Here is a 13,965-nt window from a genome sequence, read left to right as displayed (position 1 = left end):
ACTGTACAAAAAACCAGTGTGCCACAGTTTTCCACGTATTCCCTGAGTGGGCAAGCCCGGTGCCATATGACAGAATCGGGGAAAAAACTGGCGCTATGTCCCCATTGCGCTCCCGGCACGCCGCCCCGGCATCCCACCGAGGGCGGCACGCGTGCGCCGCTCACCCGGCGCCCTTCTTCTTTTCGACTGCCCATGCGCATCCTGATCGCGGAAGACGACAGCATCCTGGCCGACGGCCTGTCACGCTCGTTGCGCCACAACGGTTACGCGGTCGACGCCGTCCGCGACGGCCTGGCGGCCGATTCGGCGCTGGCGGCCCAGGCCTTCGACCTGCTGATCCTCGACCTGGGCCTGCCGCAACTGGCCGGCCTGGAGGTCCTGCGCCGGCTGCGCGCCCGCAATTCCGCCCTGCCTGTCCTGATCCTGACCGCCGCCGACAGCATCGAGCAGCGCGTCAAGGGGCTGGACCTGGGCGCCGACGACTACATGGCCAAGCCCTTCGCCCTGTCGGAACTGGAAGCGCGCGTGCGCGCCCTGACCCGCCGCGGCGCGGGCGGCGGCGCCACGTTGCTCAAGCATGGCCGGTTGGTGTTCGATCAGACCGGACGCGTGGCCACGGTCGACGACCAGACGCTGGACCTGTCCGCGCGCGAGGTCAGCCTGCTGGAAATCCTGCTGACCCGCAGCGGCCGCATGGTCAGCAAGACCCAGCTGGTGGACCATCTGTGCGAATGGGGCGAGGAAGTCAGCACCAATGCCATCGAAGTCTACGTGCACCGCCTGCGCAAGAAGCTCGAGCCCAGCGGCGTGAAGATCGTGACGGTGCGCGGCCTGGGCTATTGCCTCGAACGGGACCAGGGTGCGGCCTACCTCGCAAGCTGAACCGCCACAGCCGGAGGCGCTCAACCAGGAAGCGCTGGATGTGATGCAGGCCGGGGCCCGCGGCCCCAGTTTCGCGCCACCGCAGCGCTCGCTGCTGGGCGAGATCCTCGACTGGATGCTGGCGCCACTGTTCCTCTTGTGGCCCATGAGCGTCGCCATCACCTATGTGGTGGCGCAGAACATCGCCAACGTGCCCTACGACCGCGCGCTGGCCAACAACCTGCACGTGCTGACGCGCCAGGTCCATGCCCAGGATGGCCGCGCGGTGCTGCGCATGACCGACCCGGCGCGCGAGGTGCTGCGCGCCGATGAAACCGACAGCGTGTTCTGGCTGGCCCTGGGAAGCCGCGGCGAATACCTGGGCGGCGACCGCGCCCTGCCGCTGCCGGCCTCGGTTGGCCAGCCGCGCCCCGGCGAAGTCCAGTACGAGGACGACACCCTGCGCGGCTTCGGCGTGCGCCTGGCCTTCACCTGGGTCGACCTGAACCTGCCCAATACCCAGCCGGCGCTCTTGATCGTGGCCGAGACGGTGGAAAAGCGCACCCAGCTGGCCAACGACATCATCAAGGGCGTGATCATTCCGCAGTTCGTGGTGCTGCCGATCGCGGTGTTGCTGGTGTGGTTCGGCCTGTCGCGCGGCGTCGCGCCGCTGAACGCGCTGCAGCAGCGGCTGCGGGCGCGCCGGCCGGACGACCTGTCGCCCATCGACGAACGCGCCGCGCCCTCCGAGATCGCGCCGCTGGTGGCGGCCATGAACGACCTGCTCGACCGCCTGTCCGCCAACGTGCAGGCGCAGCGCCGCTTCGTCGCCGACGCCGCGCACCAGCTGAAGACGCCGCTGGCCGGCCTGCGCACCCAGGCCGAGCTGGCCCTGCGCGACGCCAGTCCCGAGGAAATGCAGGCCAGCCTGCGCCAGCTGGTGACCGGTTCCGAACGCGCCACCCGCCTGGTGAACCAATTGCTGCTCCTGGCGCGGGCCGAAAACCCCAGCGCCATCGGGCTGGCCGCCACCGACCTGAACGCCATCGCCTATGAGCAGGCCATGCACTGGGTGCCGCAGGCGCTGTCGCTCGGCACCGACCTGGGCTTCGAGGGTTCGGAGACCCCGGTCGAGATCAACGGCAACCCGCTGCTGCTGGCCGAGCTGCTCAACAACCTGGTCGACAACGCGCTGCGCTACACGCCGCGCGGCGGCCACATCACGGTGCGCGTGCAAGCCCTCGATGGGCAGGCCGTGCTGGAAGTCGAGGACTCCGGCCCCGGCATCGCGCTCGAAGAGCGCGAACGCGTGTTCGACCGCTTCTACCGCGTGCTGGGCACCCTGTCCGACGGCAGCGGACTGGGCCTGGCCATCGTCCGGGAAATCGCCCAGAAGCACCAGGCGACCGTCCTCATCAGCGACCATCCGACCCCGCACTCCGACCTGCCCGGCACTCGCATCCGGGTGGTGTTTCCGCTCTACGCCGAACCGGTCGAGGACCTCGGCGACTAGGGCTGCCGTGGCGCGCGGGCGCCATGCAACGCTCCCCCTTGCGCACAGGCGCACGCCCCATCTTGCCGACCCATTCTTCGCATGGCAGGTTCGCGCCCGGCGAGGCAAGGTTCCCCACTCCGTCCCTAGGACTATCCCTAGCTCCCCAGGGGAAAATTACTTTTTGTTTCAATTTTAAGATTCAGGTAAGGGTCTCGTCAGAACCCCGTCAGCCTGGCGTTCCAACCTTGCGGTAGCTCGATGTCGGCCCCGCCGGCGGAGGGTCAAGCACGGCGGAAAACCGCCGGCCAGAAAAATCGAGGAGACATCATGAGCACAACTACCATGGCAGGTCGCGGTCCATCCGCGAATCCGCGCCCGATGACCAAGGATGAACGCCGCGTCATCTTTGCCTCGTCGCTGGGCACGGTGTTCGAGTGGTACGACTTTTATCTTTACGGTTCGCTGGCCGCCATCATCGCCCAGCACTTCTTCTCCGGCGTGAACCCCACGGCCGGCTTCATCTTCGCGCTGCTGGCCTTCGCCGCCGGTTTCGCGGTGCGCCCTTTCGGCGCGCTGGTGTTCGGCCGCCTGGGCGACCTGGTCGGACGTAAATACACCTTCCTGGTCACCATCGTGATCATGGGCCTGTCCACCTTCCTGGTGGGCGTGCTGCCCAGCTACGCCAGTATCGGCCTGGCCGCGCCCGCCATCCTGATCGTCCTGCGCCTGCTGCAAGGCCTGGCGCTGGGCGGCGAGTACGGCGGCGCCGCGACCTACGTCGCCGAGCACGCGCCGCACGGCCGCCGCGGCTTCTACACGTCGTGGATCCAGACCACCGCCACGCTCGGCCTGTTCCTGTCGCTGCTGGTGATCCTGGGCATCCGCACCTTCATGGGCGAGGACGACTTCAAGGCCTGGGGCTGGCGCATTCCGTTCCTGATCTCGGTCGTGCTGCTGGGCATCTCGGTGTGGATCCGCCTGCAATTGAACGAGTCGCCGACCTTCCAGCGCATGAAGGATGAAGGCAAGGGCTCGAAGGCTCCCATCGCCGAATCGTTCGGCCAGTGGAAGAACCTGAAGGTCGTGCTGCTGGCGCTGCTGGGCCTGACCGCCGGCCAGGCCGTGGTCTGGTACACCGGCCAGTTCTACGCGCTGTTCTTCCTGACGCAGACGCTGAAGGTCGACGCCAACACCGCCAACATCATGATCGCGATCGCGCTGCTGATCGGCACGCCGTTCTTCGTGATCTTCGGCGCGCTGTCTGACAAGATCGGCCGCAAGCCCATCATCATGGCGGGCTGCCTGATCGCCGCCGCAACCTACTTCCCGATCTTCCAGGGCCTGACGCACTTCGCCAACCCCGCGCTCGAAAAGGCGCAGGCCAGCGCGCCGGTCACGGTCATCGCCGACCCGTCCACCTGCTCGTTCCAGTTCAACCCGGTGGGCACTGCTTCGTTCACCAGCTCCTGCGACGTGGTCAAGTCGTTCATGGCGCGCAACTCGGTGAACTACAAGAACGAGGCGGCCCCGGCCGGCTCGGTGGCCAAGGTCAAGATCGGCAGCGACGAATTCGCCTCGTTCGACGGCAAGGGCATGGCCCCGGCCGACTTCAAGGCCAAGGCCGCCGAGCTGGACAAGGCCCTGACGACCGCGATCCGCAGCCACGGCTACCCGGCCAAGGCCGATCCGGCGCAGAGCAACAACGTCATGGTCGTCGTGCTGCTGACCATCCTGGTGATCTACGTGACCATGGTGTACGGCCCGATCGCGGCCATGCTGGTGGAAATGTTCCCGACCCGCATCCGCTACACCTCGATGAGCCTGCCGTACCACATCGGCAACGGCTGGTTCGGCGGCTTCCTGCCCCCGGTCGCCTTCGCCGTGGTGGCCGCCACCGGCAACATCTACGATGGCCTGTGGTACCCGATCATCATCGCGGTCATGACCCTGGTCATCGGCACGCTCTTCGTGCGCGAGTCCAAGGACAACGACATCAACGCTTAACGACCATCCCCCGCCGGGCGGGACTGCTGCGCCTGCCCGGCCTTTCAAAAGCTCCCCTGGGAGCTTTTTTTTTGCGCCGAAATCCTCGCCGGCCGTCCAGCCTGGCAACGACCGGGCCTGGATGGACCGCGGACACGCGATGCGCAATCCTGATTCAGGACGCTGTCAGACCCCCGCCGTTAGACTGGCGCCTCAGATTACGGCCTTGCGCCTCATCGCCCGGCGATTGATCCCCCTGCCAGGCGGTTGCAGGGCTAGTGTTCTGACACCGATACCGCGTTCCCCGCGAGCCTTTTATGACGCGGTATTGTGTGCTCCCGTACCGGCCCGGCCTTTATTGAGCCGGGCCGCTTTTTTTTGCGGTGGCTGACGCCGGCGCAAAAAAGGCGGCCGCGATGGCCGCCTCCGGTTTTCCGGGGGATGCGCCTCAACGGCGCATGCCGACCCCGATGACCAGCACGCCGGCCACGATCGCGGCAATACCGGCCCACATCGGAATTGGCACGGACTTCTCGGTCTCGGCCGTGGCCTTGACCGAGCCGACCTGCAGCACGGTTTCCTCGGACTTGTAGCTGAAGCCCTTGTAGGCCAGGGCGGCAATGCCCAGCACGATCAGGATGGCGCCGACGATCTTCATGCTTCTTCTCCTATTGCACGGGGATGTCGCGGACATTACCGCAAGGCCGTCCCCCTGTCAGTGACAGAACGTGTCGCCTGGCCCCATCGTATTGCGCCGCTACGGCAAAGCGGTCCGCGTCGTATAGAATCAACCCTTTTGGCCGACGCTCATGTGGTTCAAGAATCTCAAGATTTACCGTCTCTCCTCGCCGTGGACGCTGACCGGCGAGCAGCTTGAAGAAACGCTTGCGCGGCATGCCTACCAGGCCGGCAACAACCTCGAAATGCAAAGCCTGGGCTGGGTCCCGCCGCGCGAAAACGGCGGGCTGGCCCACGTCGTGGGCGGGCAGATCCTGCTGAATCTGCGCGCCGAGAAAAAGCTGCTGCCCAGCACCGTCGTCAACCAGGTCGCCAAGGCGCGCGCCCAGGAAATCGAAGAGCAGCAAGGCTACAAGCCGGGCCGCAAGCAGATGAAGGAAATCAAGGAGCGCGTCACCGACGAACTGCTGCCGCGCGCCTTCAGCGTGTACCGCGACACTCGCGTGTGGATCGACCCGCAGAACCACTGGCTGGTGATCGACGCCGCCGCCTCGGCCAAGGCCGATGAAGTCATCGGCCTTTTGGCCAAGTGCGTGGACCCGTTCCCGCTCGAAAACCTGTACGTGGCGCAGTCGCCCGCCTCCGCGATGACCGGCTGGCTGGCGGAAGACGAAGCGCCGAGCAACTTCAGCATCGACCAGGACACCGAGCTGCGTTCGTCCGGTGAAAGCGGCGCGGCCATCCGCTACGTCAAGCACTCGATCGACGCCGACGACGTGCGCCGCCACATCCAGTCGGGCAAGCAGTGCACGCGCCTGGCCATGACCTGGGCCGACCGCATTTCGTTCGTGCTGACCGAAGGCCTGGACGTCAAGCGCGTCGCGCCGCTGGACGTGCTCAAGGAAGGCAACGACACCGTCGCCACCAACGACGACGAGAAGTTCGACTCCGACATGATGCTCATGACCGGTGAACTGGCCAAGATGCTGGCCGAGCTGGTCGAGGCGCTGGGCGGCGAAAAGAAGATCTGAACGCAGCCAGCCTCGCCGACACAGGCCGCCTTCGCAAGAGGCGGCCTTTTTCATCGCCGAGCCGCCTCAAGATGAAAACGCCCCCTTGGGGGGCAGCAAGCCGAAGGCGCGGCGTGGGGGCTTCCTTCATCGCCGAGCCGCCTCAAGATGAAAACGCCCCCCCTCGGGGGGGCAACTAGCCGGCGACGCTGCGGTCGCGCCCCGCCTGCTTGGCCTGGTACAAGGCCTTGTCGGCCCGATCGATCAGGTAGGCGTAGTCCGGATGGCCGTCGAAGGTCGCCACGCCGATGCTGGCGGTGATCCGCAGGCTGCCCGCTTCCGGAATGGCAAAGGCGTGGCGGCGGATTTCTCCGCCCAGTTTCTCGGCCGCGGCCAGCGCCGCCTCGCGCGCCGTGTCCACCAGCACCACCAGGAATTCCTCGCCGCCATAGCGGAACACGAAATCACTGGAACGACAGGACTGGTGCACGACTTCGGCGAATTGCCGCAGCACCTGGTCGCCGCCAGCGTGGCCATGACTGTCATTGATGGCCTTGAAGTGATCAATGTCCAGCAGCAATACCGAGAAGGTCGAATGCTCGCGCGTGGCGATCAGGATCTCGCGGCCGATCACCGACGGCAGGAAGCGGCGGTTGAGCACATTGGTGAGGGGATCGCTGCCGCTTTCGATCTCGGCCACCATGTCGAACAGGCCGTTGAGCAGATGCTTGATGCGCGCCACCAGTTCCTGCAGTTCGCGCACCTGGTCCGGCAGCGACTCGGGGCTGCCCTGCAGCAGGCGTGGCAGCACCACGTCGTCGAGCCGCGCCACTGCCTCGATGATCTGTCCCAGCGCGGGCGCGCTCTCGAACAGCACCCCGCCCTTGTGTTGCAGCCACAGGCCGAACTCGGAAGCGGCCAGCCGCGGCAGCACCTGCTCGGGGGCGCGATAGTGCAGGCCGATCAGCACCGCCTGGCTCCATTCGAGCAACGCGGCCCGCTGGCGCTCGCGCTCGGTCGATATGTTCTGCCCCAACGCGAACAAGCGATAGGCCTCGTCGTTGCGGGCGCCGCGGTTGATGTCGCGCATGAACGCGCGGCTCATCTGCTCGATCGCCAGGTCGAACAGGTTGCAGACGTACTGGGTCGCGATCGACGCAGCCATGCCATCCAGATCGCTGGCGCGCAGTCGCTGGGCGATCTCATTTTTCAGAATGCGGGCGCCGGCCATCACCAGGTGGATCGGGATATGCACGCGCGCATGGACTTCGCCCACTTTTTTCTGGGTCGCCATCAACGCCGCGATGTCGCCCTGCTCGCGCACGCACAGCAGGCCCTTGAGCCAGCCCTTCATGCCTTTGTGCAGGCGCGTGGAAACGATCTCGTGGGACAGGCGCGGCCCCGCCTCGGCATCGGCCAGCAGCGTGGAATAAAAGGCGTCGACCAGTTCGTTGGCGCTGTCGGACACCACCGCGGCAACCTGGCCGCGGGTATAGGCATCGACCGAGGAATAGACCGCCTGCCAGGCCTGGGCATTGGAAGCGCTGAGGTAGCACGCCTGCCCGGCGGGATCAGGGGAAGACGGGACTGCGCGACTGCTCGAAGACATAAGACCATCCGACCGAAGATTCCACGGCGTGCCCTGGAGCGGCACGCGACGGGAAAAACCAGCGCGGATTATGCTTGAAATCGCCGGCGGCGGCCGTCATGACCACACCGCCGCGCGGCCCGCGGACGCCTTATTCCAGGCCGTGGAACACCGAGTCGTCCGGACCGATGTGCGACGGGTGCTGCCAGGTCACATCGCGCAGCGAGTGCTGCACCAGCCCTTCCACGCCCAGCAGCACCGCGAAGATGGCCATGCGGATGGGAATACCGTTGTCGGTCTGGCGGAAGATCGCCAGGCGCGGATCGTGGTTCAGGTCCACGCTGAGGTCGTTGGCGCCCGGCCGGCTGTCGCGCGGCAGCGGGTGCATGACGATGGTGTCCGGACCGCAATAGGCGTCGATGATGGCGCGGTTGATCTGGAAGTCGGGCGTATAGCCTTCGTTCTCTTCGTTGGCGAAGCGCTCCTTCTGCACGCGCGTGGCGTAGATCACGTCCGCGCCGGCAAGGCCTTCGGCCAACGAACTCTTCTGCTCGATGATGTTGCCGTTGCGGCTGGCCTGCTCGACGATGTAGGACGGCATTTCCAGTCCCTTGGGCGACACCAGCGAAAACTTGACGTTCTTGTAGAGCGCCATCAGCTTGATCAGCGAATGCACCGTGCGCCCGTATTTCAGGTCGCCCACCATGGCGATGTGCGCGCCGTCGAGCAGCTTGCCCAGGCGCGAGAACTCGGTCAGGATCGTGTACAGGTCCAGCAGGGCCTGGCTGGGATGCTCGCCCGGGCCGTCGCCGCCGTTGACCACCGGGATGTTGGTGGCGCGCGCGAATTCCGCGACCGAACCCTGGTCGGGGTGGCGGATCACCATCGCATCGACGTAGCCGCTCATGACGCGGCTGGTGTCGTAGATGGATTCGCCCTTCGCCATCGACGAAAACGTGAAGCCCGTGGTGTCGCACACCGAGCCGCCCAGGCGGCAGAAGGCCGAGCCGAAGCTGACGCGGGTGCGCGTGCTGGCCTCGAAGAACAGGTTGCCCAGCACTGCGCCTTCCAGCACGCGCGAGACCTTCTGGCGGCGCGCGATGGGTTGCATCATGTCGGCCACACGGAACAGGTCTTCCACCGATTCCCGGGTGAACTGGTCCACCGACAGCAGTTGATGCTTGCCTTCCACCGCGATGCGTTCACGCAGCGGCCCTTCTTGTACGCTTTGCGTATATTTTTCGAGCAGCACGCCGTTCTGCACGATTTCGCTGACGAAGCGCTGCACCACTTCAGGCATGGCGCGGAATTCCTGCGATCCTTCCGGCAGCAGCCACGTATCCAGGGCCCGGCGCTTGACGCCGATCCGGGTGGCGAACACATCGCGCGTGAGGTTCAGGCGGCGCATCGCGTCGCGCAGGAAGGCTTGCTGGGAAATGGTCATGGCAGGTCCCGGAGAATGGGTTTGTATACGCACTGCGCATATTATTCTCAACGCATGCGCAAGTCCAACATTTTTGCGCACACGGGTTTACCCTGAAAATTCAAAGCGTGGCGTAAGTCGTCATTTGCGAGGCGGCATCGGTGGCGCCCTGCCCGGCGGCCAGCCAGCAGGCGGCGCAAAATGCCAGGGCGCTGGCCACGTAGCAGAGCATGGCCAGTATCTGCGCCGGCAGGTGGCCGCGGCCCAGGCGACCGGTGTAGCCCTGGCGCAACAGACTGACCTGCGCCAGGTAGGCGAACAACACGCCCAGGCAAGCCACCAGCAGGCCCGCCAGCAGGAAGAACAGCGGCAATTGCAGATCGGGCGCGGCGATGTCGCCGCCCACCATGCCGAGCACGAATGCCACCAGGCCCAGCGCGGCGCCGCCGTTCAACCAGCCCAGCAGGCGAAAAGCGCCCGTCAGCAGCGCGAACGGCAAACCTGCGGCGCGGATCTGCCGGGCGCGCGGGTCCATGCCTAGTCGCCCTTGCGGCAGACGGGGGTGGCGCTCTGGATCGACGCGCGGGCGGCGGCGATCTCGGCCGCGTCCCAGCGGCCCTCGCCCAGCACCGTCACGGTGACCTTGGCCTTGGCCGGCCCGTCGGACTCGGCGGACACCAGCTCCAGGATCTTGGCGGTTTCACCCACCTTGTAGACCTGCACCTCGTCGGGGGCGCCCTTCTCGCCGATGACGTGCTTCCACGCATAGGCGACGTTGTAGGGATGCTGCACGTTGACGTGGCAGGTGCGCACGTATTCGCCCGCGCGGCGGAAGGCAGCCTGGTAATTGGTATCCACGCTGAAGGTTTCCTTCAGCGTGGTTTCGGACTCGTAGACGCCCGTGCTGGCGCAACCACCCAACAAGGCCATCAACGTGACGCCCACCCACACAGACTTGCGCATGATTCTTCCTGCCATCGGATTCGGATTCCGCGATTATGCCAGCGCACGCAAAAAGGCCACGCCCGAAATGCCGCAACATTCCTGCGTGGCCCTGGCCGCGCCGCGAAGCGCGAAACCCATGCCGGCCGAGACTTGCTTGCCCGGCTCGCCTGCCCGGATTACTTGGTCGCGGCGCCCTCGATTTTCTCGCCACCGCGCTGGATGTCCTTGCCGGCCCCTGCCACGGTATTGCACCCCGCCGACATGGCGGCAATCGAAAGCAGCATCACGAGAATGACTTTGTTCTTCATGGGCATCTCCTATCGAGGCGTGAAAACCGAAGCCAGCATACCGCAAAGACCGCCGTTTTGCGCGCTGTGTCGCTGGCGTCCCTCGCCGGCCTGGCCAACCGCGCGGTCACATGGCCCGGCCTTGCGCGGCCTGTCGCGTATTTGCCGGCAATCGATTAGGATTCTCCAATGACCACGAAACACCTATCGGAAAACACGGGCGGCGGGCCCCAGGCATGGGGCTGGGAACAGCCGCAATGCCGCGGCCAGGCCGCATTGGCGCTCTTCATCGACGATCTGCACCGCATCCTGCAGGCGCACGCCGCCGGCCAACTGGCGGCCAGCAGCACCCTGGCGGATGCCCAGGAACAAGTCGACCAATTGCTGGTCCGATACAACGACATCGCCGCGGCGCCCGAGATTTTCCTGGGGCAGTCGGTGCAGCTCAAGGAAGGCGTCGACCGCAGCGGCGTCTCACATACGGTACCCATTTTTTCGTCGCGCCTGAAACAGTCGCTGGTCGCGATGCTTGGCCAAGCACCCGGCTGACCCCGCCCCGGCGCGCCTGTCGGCGACCGGCCAGAACAGCTCCAACAAGAGGGAGACCGCAGCATGAATACCGACAACGTCGTAGAGTTCCTCCGCCTGCTGTCGCTGGATGTCTCGTTGGGCGCGGCCGCGCAACATGCCGCGAGCCAGGCGGACGCGCCCCTGGCGTTGGCCCGCCTGGCCACCGCCCACGGCCTGCCCTGCAGCGCCTCCGACTGGTCAGTATTCGCCCGCAGCTGTCTGGATGCCCCCGACAGCACGGAAACCGATGGTTTTTCCGGGGACGCCAGGATCTGGCAATTGGTGCAGGATCCCGGCCAGGGCACCAGCATGCCGGCCAGTGCCATCACCCGGGTCATCGGCATCGTCACGCAACCCGAGGGGCCGGCTGTGGTCGGCCACGTGGTCAACGACCTGGCGCCGCGCCCGGCGCAGAGCGCCGCGCCCTATCCCAACGGCTCCTGAAGCCGCTCAGCGGCTCGCCAGGAACCGCGCCACGCCCTCGGCGGCAATCACGCCGCTGGCCATGCACGCGGTCAGCAGGTAGCCGCCTGTCGGGGCTTCCCAATCCAGCATCTCGCCCGCGCAGAACACGCCCGGCGCCTGGCGCAACATCAGGCCGGGCGCCAACGCGTCGAAGCACACGCCCCCCGCCGTGCTGATGGCCTCGTCGATCGGACGGGTCCGCTGCAATACCAATGGCAAGGCCTTGATCAATCGGCCCAGGCGCGCCGGGTCGCGATAATCGTCGGCGCCCGCGCATTCGCGCAGCAACCCCGCCTTGACTCCCGTCAGCCCCAGCCTGCTCTGCAAGTGGCTCGACATCGAACGCGCGCCACGCGGATGCCTGATCGCGGCCAGTACCTTTTCGTCGCTCCAGTCCGGCGCCAGATCGAGCAGCGCCACGGCCTGCCCGGCCGCTTCGATCCGGTCGCGCAAAAGCGCCGACAACGCATACACCAGGCTGCCCTCGATGCCGCTCTCGGTCACCACGAATTCGCCCTGGCGGGCCGGCCCGGGTCCGGCGTCGCCGACACAGCGCAGCGTGACCGACTTGACCGGCTGGCCGGCATGGCGCTGGCGAAAATGCGAGGACCACGCCACCTCGAAGCCGCAATTGGCCGCCCGCAGGGGCGCCATGGCAATGCCGTGCGCCGCCAGTCCCGGCAGCCACGCGCCATCGGAGCCCAGTTTGGCCCAGCTTCCGCCGCCCAGCGCCAGCACCACGGCGTCCGCCGCCTGGGTGCGAACGCCGTCGGGTGTATCAAAGCGCAGGCTGGCCGCGTCGGGCCGCTCGGCCGGCGGCCAGCCCAGCCAACGGTGACGCATGTGGAAGCGTACGCCGCTCGCTCGCAAGCGCGCCAGCCAGGCCCGCAACAAGGGCGCGGCCTTCATTTCCGCGGGGAAGACCCGCCCCGACGACCCCACGAAGGTCTCGATGCCGAGCTGTCGCGCCCAGGCGCGCAGGCCATCGCCATCCAGCGCGCGCAGCCAGGGTTCGATCTGCGCGGCGCGCGCGCCGTAGCGCGCCAGGAACGGCGCCGCGGCTTCACTGTGGGTGAGGTTCAACCCGCCACGGCCGGCCATCAGGAATTTGCGGCCCACCGATGGCATCGCGTCGTATACATCGACCTGGATGCCGCGCGCGGCCAGGCCTTCGGCGGCCATCAGGCCTGCCGGCCCGCCGCCGATGACGGCCACGCGCCAGGAGGACGCGCTCATGGCGCTGGCGCCTTCGCGCCGCCACGGAACGGATGCGGGTTGCAATGCATGAGGAGGAATCCGGAATTACCGAGGCGGCACACGCCGCCGGGGCTGCGATTGTCGCACGCGTCACGGCGCCTGCCGCCGGAATGAAAAAAGCCCCGTATGGGGCATTTTTTCATCGCCGCGGCCAAGCCCTTGATATTGCTGCCATATCGAGACATGCACAGCGTCTATCCCAAGGCTTGTCCACAATCGCTGTGGGTAACTCCAGCCTAGGCGTTGCCGGCCGCCTGCATCGGGCCCGACCAGGGTTCGGCATCGAGTTGGAAACGCAGCTCCTGGTATTCGCCGTCGACGGCCACGGCGCGCAACAGCCCCGCCCCCAAGGCCTGGCCTAGAGCCCGGCGGCAGAGGGTTTCGGGATCGTCGGGCAAGGACTGGAACACCCCATCGGGAATGCGCAATCGCAGAAGCGCCTGCGGATCGCCGCGTTCGGCGGGCCGGCCGATATGGATGTGGGCCGGATAGCCGTGCGGGCACCAGATGCCCACGTGGTACTTGCCTTCGGCGCCGGTATCGGCGACATAGCCGGGATGATCGTATTTTGCCGTGCCCATGGACCCTCCTCGTATGCGGCGGACTCGCGCGCTTGAGCCATGGTAGCGCAGCGCCCGCCGGCTGTGCGGTCCGTGGACCCAGGGAAACTCCGGACTGGAACGATGGCTTGATGCAAGGCAAGCGAAGGACGAAAAAAAAACCGCGACGCGTGTCACGGTTTTTTCGCAGCGCTGGCAGAGGCTTGGAACCTTGCCGCCGATGGCGCCGGGTACTGCTGGAAACTGGTTGCGGGGGCAGGATTTGAACCTACGACCTTCGGGTTATGAGCCCGACGAGCTGCCAGACTGCTCCACCCCGCGTCTGATGTGTGAATCATACATCATTTTGAAATCTTGTGCATTGCACCCAGGCGCGCCGGCGCGCCATTGCCCCGTCCCAGGTGCAAAAGGCGGGCCAGGACCGCCACGGCACGGGCCGCCATGCCCGGCGGATCCAGGCAGATCACCTGGGCCGATGTCACCGCGCTCAATGCCAGCCAGCCCCCTTCCGCCAGGCAATAGGTTTCGCCTGCATTCAACGGCGGCGACGGCGCCAAACGCGCGCCGGGCGGCAAATCGGGCCGGTATGACGGATCGATCGCGATCAGGCGGCCGCTGACGCAGACGACGGCGGCCCCGGCACGCAGGCGTACTTGCCGGCTGGCGCCGGCCGGCAGGTCGAAGCGTAGGGATTGCGGTTCGGGGGCGGAAAAAAGGGCCATGGTCATCTCCAATCTGACCCTCACAGGCTACGCGCGCCCTGCTTTGCGCAACAGCCACACAATCCGGCTTTCTGTACCGATGCAGTCTTCCGATTTTGGCCCTGTTATGGTGTACTTTGCG

At 66.4% G+C, this 13,965-nt stretch carries 15 protein-coding genes and 1 tRNA gene; 6 read left to right on the top strand and 10 right to left on the bottom strand.

Annotation, left to right across the window (positions count from 1 at the left end):
- Positions 1 to 192 precede the first annotated feature (192 nt).
- The 3 genes from AT699_RS08640 to AT699_RS08630 all read left to right on the top strand — a co-directional run bounded on the left by AT699_RS08640 (position 193) and on the right by AT699_RS08630 (position 4,360).
- Positions 193 to 882 (top strand): response regulator transcription factor, encoded by a 690-nt coding sequence (locus tag AT699_RS08640; protein WP_006388398.1) that lies wholly within the window; start codon positions 193 to 195, stop codon positions 880 to 882.
- Between the two features lie 115 nt (positions 883 to 997).
- Positions 998 to 2,374, top strand: a complete 1,377-nt coding sequence (locus tag AT699_RS08635; RefSeq protein WP_085941802.1) for a sensor histidine kinase — start codon at positions 998 to 1,000, stop codon at positions 2,372 to 2,374.
- A 324-nt stretch (positions 2,375 to 2,698) separates the two neighbouring features.
- On the top strand, positions 2,699 to 4,360 hold the full coding sequence (locus AT699_RS08630; protein ID WP_035183535.1) for an MFS transporter: 1,662 nt from the start codon (positions 2,699 to 2,701) through the stop codon (positions 4,358 to 4,360).
- A 427-nt stretch (positions 4,361 to 4,787) separates the two neighbouring features.
- Here the strand turns inward: AT699_RS08630 and AT699_RS08625 are convergent, their stop codons facing one another.
- Entirely contained in the window at positions 4,788 to 4,997 is a 210-nt protein-coding gene (locus AT699_RS08625; protein ID WP_006388393.1) for a hypothetical protein, read from the bottom strand.
- 151 nt (positions 4,998 to 5,148) lie between these two features.
- Here AT699_RS08625 and AT699_RS08620 point away from each other — a divergent pair, with 151 nt between their 5' ends.
- Positions 5,149 to 6,048 carry a recombination-associated protein RdgC gene (locus tag AT699_RS08620; RefSeq protein WP_006388392.1) on the top strand — a complete coding sequence of 300 codons (900 nt, stop codon included), beginning with the start codon at positions 5,149 to 5,151 and terminating at the stop codon, positions 6,046 to 6,048.
- 175 nt (positions 6,049 to 6,223) lie between these two features.
- Here the strand turns inward: AT699_RS08620 and AT699_RS08615 are convergent, their stop codons facing one another.
- The 5 genes from AT699_RS08615 to AT699_RS08595 all read right to left on the bottom strand — a co-directional run bounded on the left by AT699_RS08615 (position 6,224) and on the right by AT699_RS08595 (position 10,291).
- Positions 6,224 to 7,636 (bottom strand): diguanylate cyclase, encoded by a 1,413-nt coding sequence (locus AT699_RS08615; RefSeq protein ID WP_006388391.1) that lies wholly within the window; start codon positions 7,634 to 7,636, stop codon positions 6,224 to 6,226.
- Positions 7,637 to 7,766: 130 nt separating this feature from the next.
- Entirely contained in the window at positions 7,767 to 9,059 is a 1,293-nt protein-coding gene (locus tag AT699_RS08610) for an aspartate carbamoyltransferase (protein WP_006388390.1), read from the bottom strand.
- Between the two features lie 100 nt (positions 9,060 to 9,159).
- Positions 9,160 to 9,573: a hypothetical protein gene (locus tag AT699_RS08605; protein WP_006388389.1), complete on the bottom strand. Its 414-nt coding sequence runs from the start codon at positions 9,571 to 9,573 to the stop codon at positions 9,160 to 9,162.
- A gap of 2 nt (positions 9,574 to 9,575) precedes the next feature.
- Positions 9,576 to 10,001 carry a BPTD_2524 family lipoprotein gene (locus AT699_RS08600; protein ID WP_020924512.1) on the bottom strand — a complete coding sequence of 142 codons (426 nt, stop codon included), beginning with the start codon at positions 9,999 to 10,001 and terminating at the stop codon, positions 9,576 to 9,578.
- A 158-nt stretch (positions 10,002 to 10,159) separates the two neighbouring features.
- Entirely contained in the window at positions 10,160 to 10,291 is a 132-nt protein-coding gene (locus AT699_RS08595) for an entericidin A/B family lipoprotein (protein WP_006388387.1), read from the bottom strand.
- A 168-nt stretch (positions 10,292 to 10,459) separates the two neighbouring features.
- On the opposite strand from AT699_RS08595, the gene AT699_RS08590 reads away from it, so the two are divergent.
- A complete protein-coding gene (locus AT699_RS08590) occupies positions 10,460 to 10,819 on the top strand; it encodes a hypothetical protein (RefSeq protein WP_006388386.1) in 360 nt (119 codons plus the stop codon).
- A gap of 63 nt (positions 10,820 to 10,882) precedes the next feature.
- Positions 10,883 to 11,284: a hypothetical protein gene (locus AT699_RS08585; RefSeq protein WP_006388385.1), complete on the top strand. Its 402-nt coding sequence runs from the start codon at positions 10,883 to 10,885 to the stop codon at positions 11,282 to 11,284.
- Positions 11,285 to 11,290: 6 nt separating this feature from the next.
- On the opposite strand, the gene AT699_RS08580 is transcribed toward AT699_RS08585, so the two are convergent.
- The 4 genes from AT699_RS08580 to AT699_RS08565 form a co-directional block, all read right to left on the bottom strand.
- A complete protein-coding gene (locus AT699_RS08580; protein ID WP_024068229.1) occupies positions 11,291 to 12,541 on the bottom strand; it encodes a TIGR03862 family flavoprotein in 1,251 nt (416 codons plus the stop codon).
- A 257-nt stretch (positions 12,542 to 12,798) separates the two neighbouring features.
- Positions 12,799 to 13,143 (bottom strand): hypothetical protein, encoded by a 345-nt coding sequence (locus AT699_RS08575; RefSeq protein ID WP_006388383.1) that lies wholly within the window; start codon positions 13,141 to 13,143, stop codon positions 12,799 to 12,801.
- A 223-nt stretch (positions 13,144 to 13,366) separates the two neighbouring features.
- Positions 13,367 to 13,443, bottom strand: a tRNA-Met gene (locus AT699_RS08570).
- A gap of 20 nt (positions 13,444 to 13,463) precedes the next feature.
- A complete protein-coding gene (locus AT699_RS08565; RefSeq protein ID WP_024068228.1) occupies positions 13,464 to 13,844 on the bottom strand; it encodes a hypothetical protein in 381 nt (126 codons plus the stop codon).
- Between the last annotated feature and the right edge of the window lie 121 nt (positions 13,845 to 13,965).

This window comes from Achromobacter xylosoxidans (genome assembly GCF_001457475.1).
Taxonomy (GTDB): domain Bacteria; phylum Pseudomonadota; class Gammaproteobacteria; order Burkholderiales; family Burkholderiaceae_B; genus Achromobacter; species Achromobacter xylosoxidans.
This window is presented reverse-complemented; position numbering and strand designations above follow the sequence as displayed.

Bases quoted from the DNA above. Each gene is read 5' to 3' on its own strand.
- AT699_RS08640 (WP_006388398.1), top strand. From the start codon at position 193: ATGCGCATCCTGATCGCGGAAGACGACAGCATCCTGGCCGACGGCCTG.
- AT699_RS08635 (WP_085941802.1), top strand. From the start codon at position 998: ATGCTGGCGCCACTGTTCCTCTTGTGGCCCATGAGCGTCGCCATCACC.
- AT699_RS08630 (WP_035183535.1), top strand. From the start codon at position 2,699: ATGGCAGGTCGCGGTCCATCCGCGAATCCGCGCCCGATGACCAAGGAT.
- AT699_RS08625 (WP_006388393.1), bottom strand. From the start codon at position 4,997: ATGAAGATCGTCGGCGCCATCCTGATCGTGCTGGGCATTGCCGCCCTG.
- AT699_RS08620 (WP_006388392.1), top strand. From the start codon at position 5,149: ATGTGGTTCAAGAATCTCAAGATTTACCGTCTCTCCTCGCCGTGGACG.
- AT699_RS08615 (WP_006388391.1), bottom strand. From the start codon at position 7,636: ATGTCTTCGAGCAGTCGCGCAGTCCCGTCTTCCCCTGATCCCGCCGGG.
- AT699_RS08610 (WP_006388390.1), bottom strand. From the start codon at position 9,059: ATGACCATTTCCCAGCAAGCCTTCCTGCGCGACGCGATGCGCCGCCTG.
- AT699_RS08605 (WP_006388389.1), bottom strand. From the start codon at position 9,573: ATGGACCCGCGCGCCCGGCAGATCCGCGCCGCAGGTTTGCCGTTCGCG.
- AT699_RS08600 (WP_020924512.1), bottom strand. From the start codon at position 10,001: ATGCGCAAGTCTGTGTGGGTGGGCGTCACGTTGATGGCCTTGTTGGGT.
- AT699_RS08595 (WP_006388387.1), bottom strand. From the start codon at position 10,291: ATGAAGAACAAAGTCATTCTCGTGATGCTGCTTTCGATTGCCGCCATG.
- AT699_RS08590 (WP_006388386.1), top strand. From the start codon at position 10,460: ATGACCACGAAACACCTATCGGAAAACACGGGCGGCGGGCCCCAGGCA.
- AT699_RS08585 (WP_006388385.1), top strand. From the start codon at position 10,883: ATGAATACCGACAACGTCGTAGAGTTCCTCCGCCTGCTGTCGCTGGAT.
- AT699_RS08580 (WP_024068229.1), bottom strand. From the start codon at position 12,541: ATGAGCGCGTCCTCCTGGCGCGTGGCCGTCATCGGCGGCGGGCCGGCA.
- AT699_RS08575 (WP_006388383.1), bottom strand. From the start codon at position 13,143: ATGGGCACGGCAAAATACGATCATCCCGGCTATGTCGCCGATACCGGC.
- AT699_RS08565 (WP_024068228.1), bottom strand. From the start codon at position 13,844: ATGGCCCTTTTTTCCGCCCCCGAACCGCAATCCCTACGCTTCGACCTG.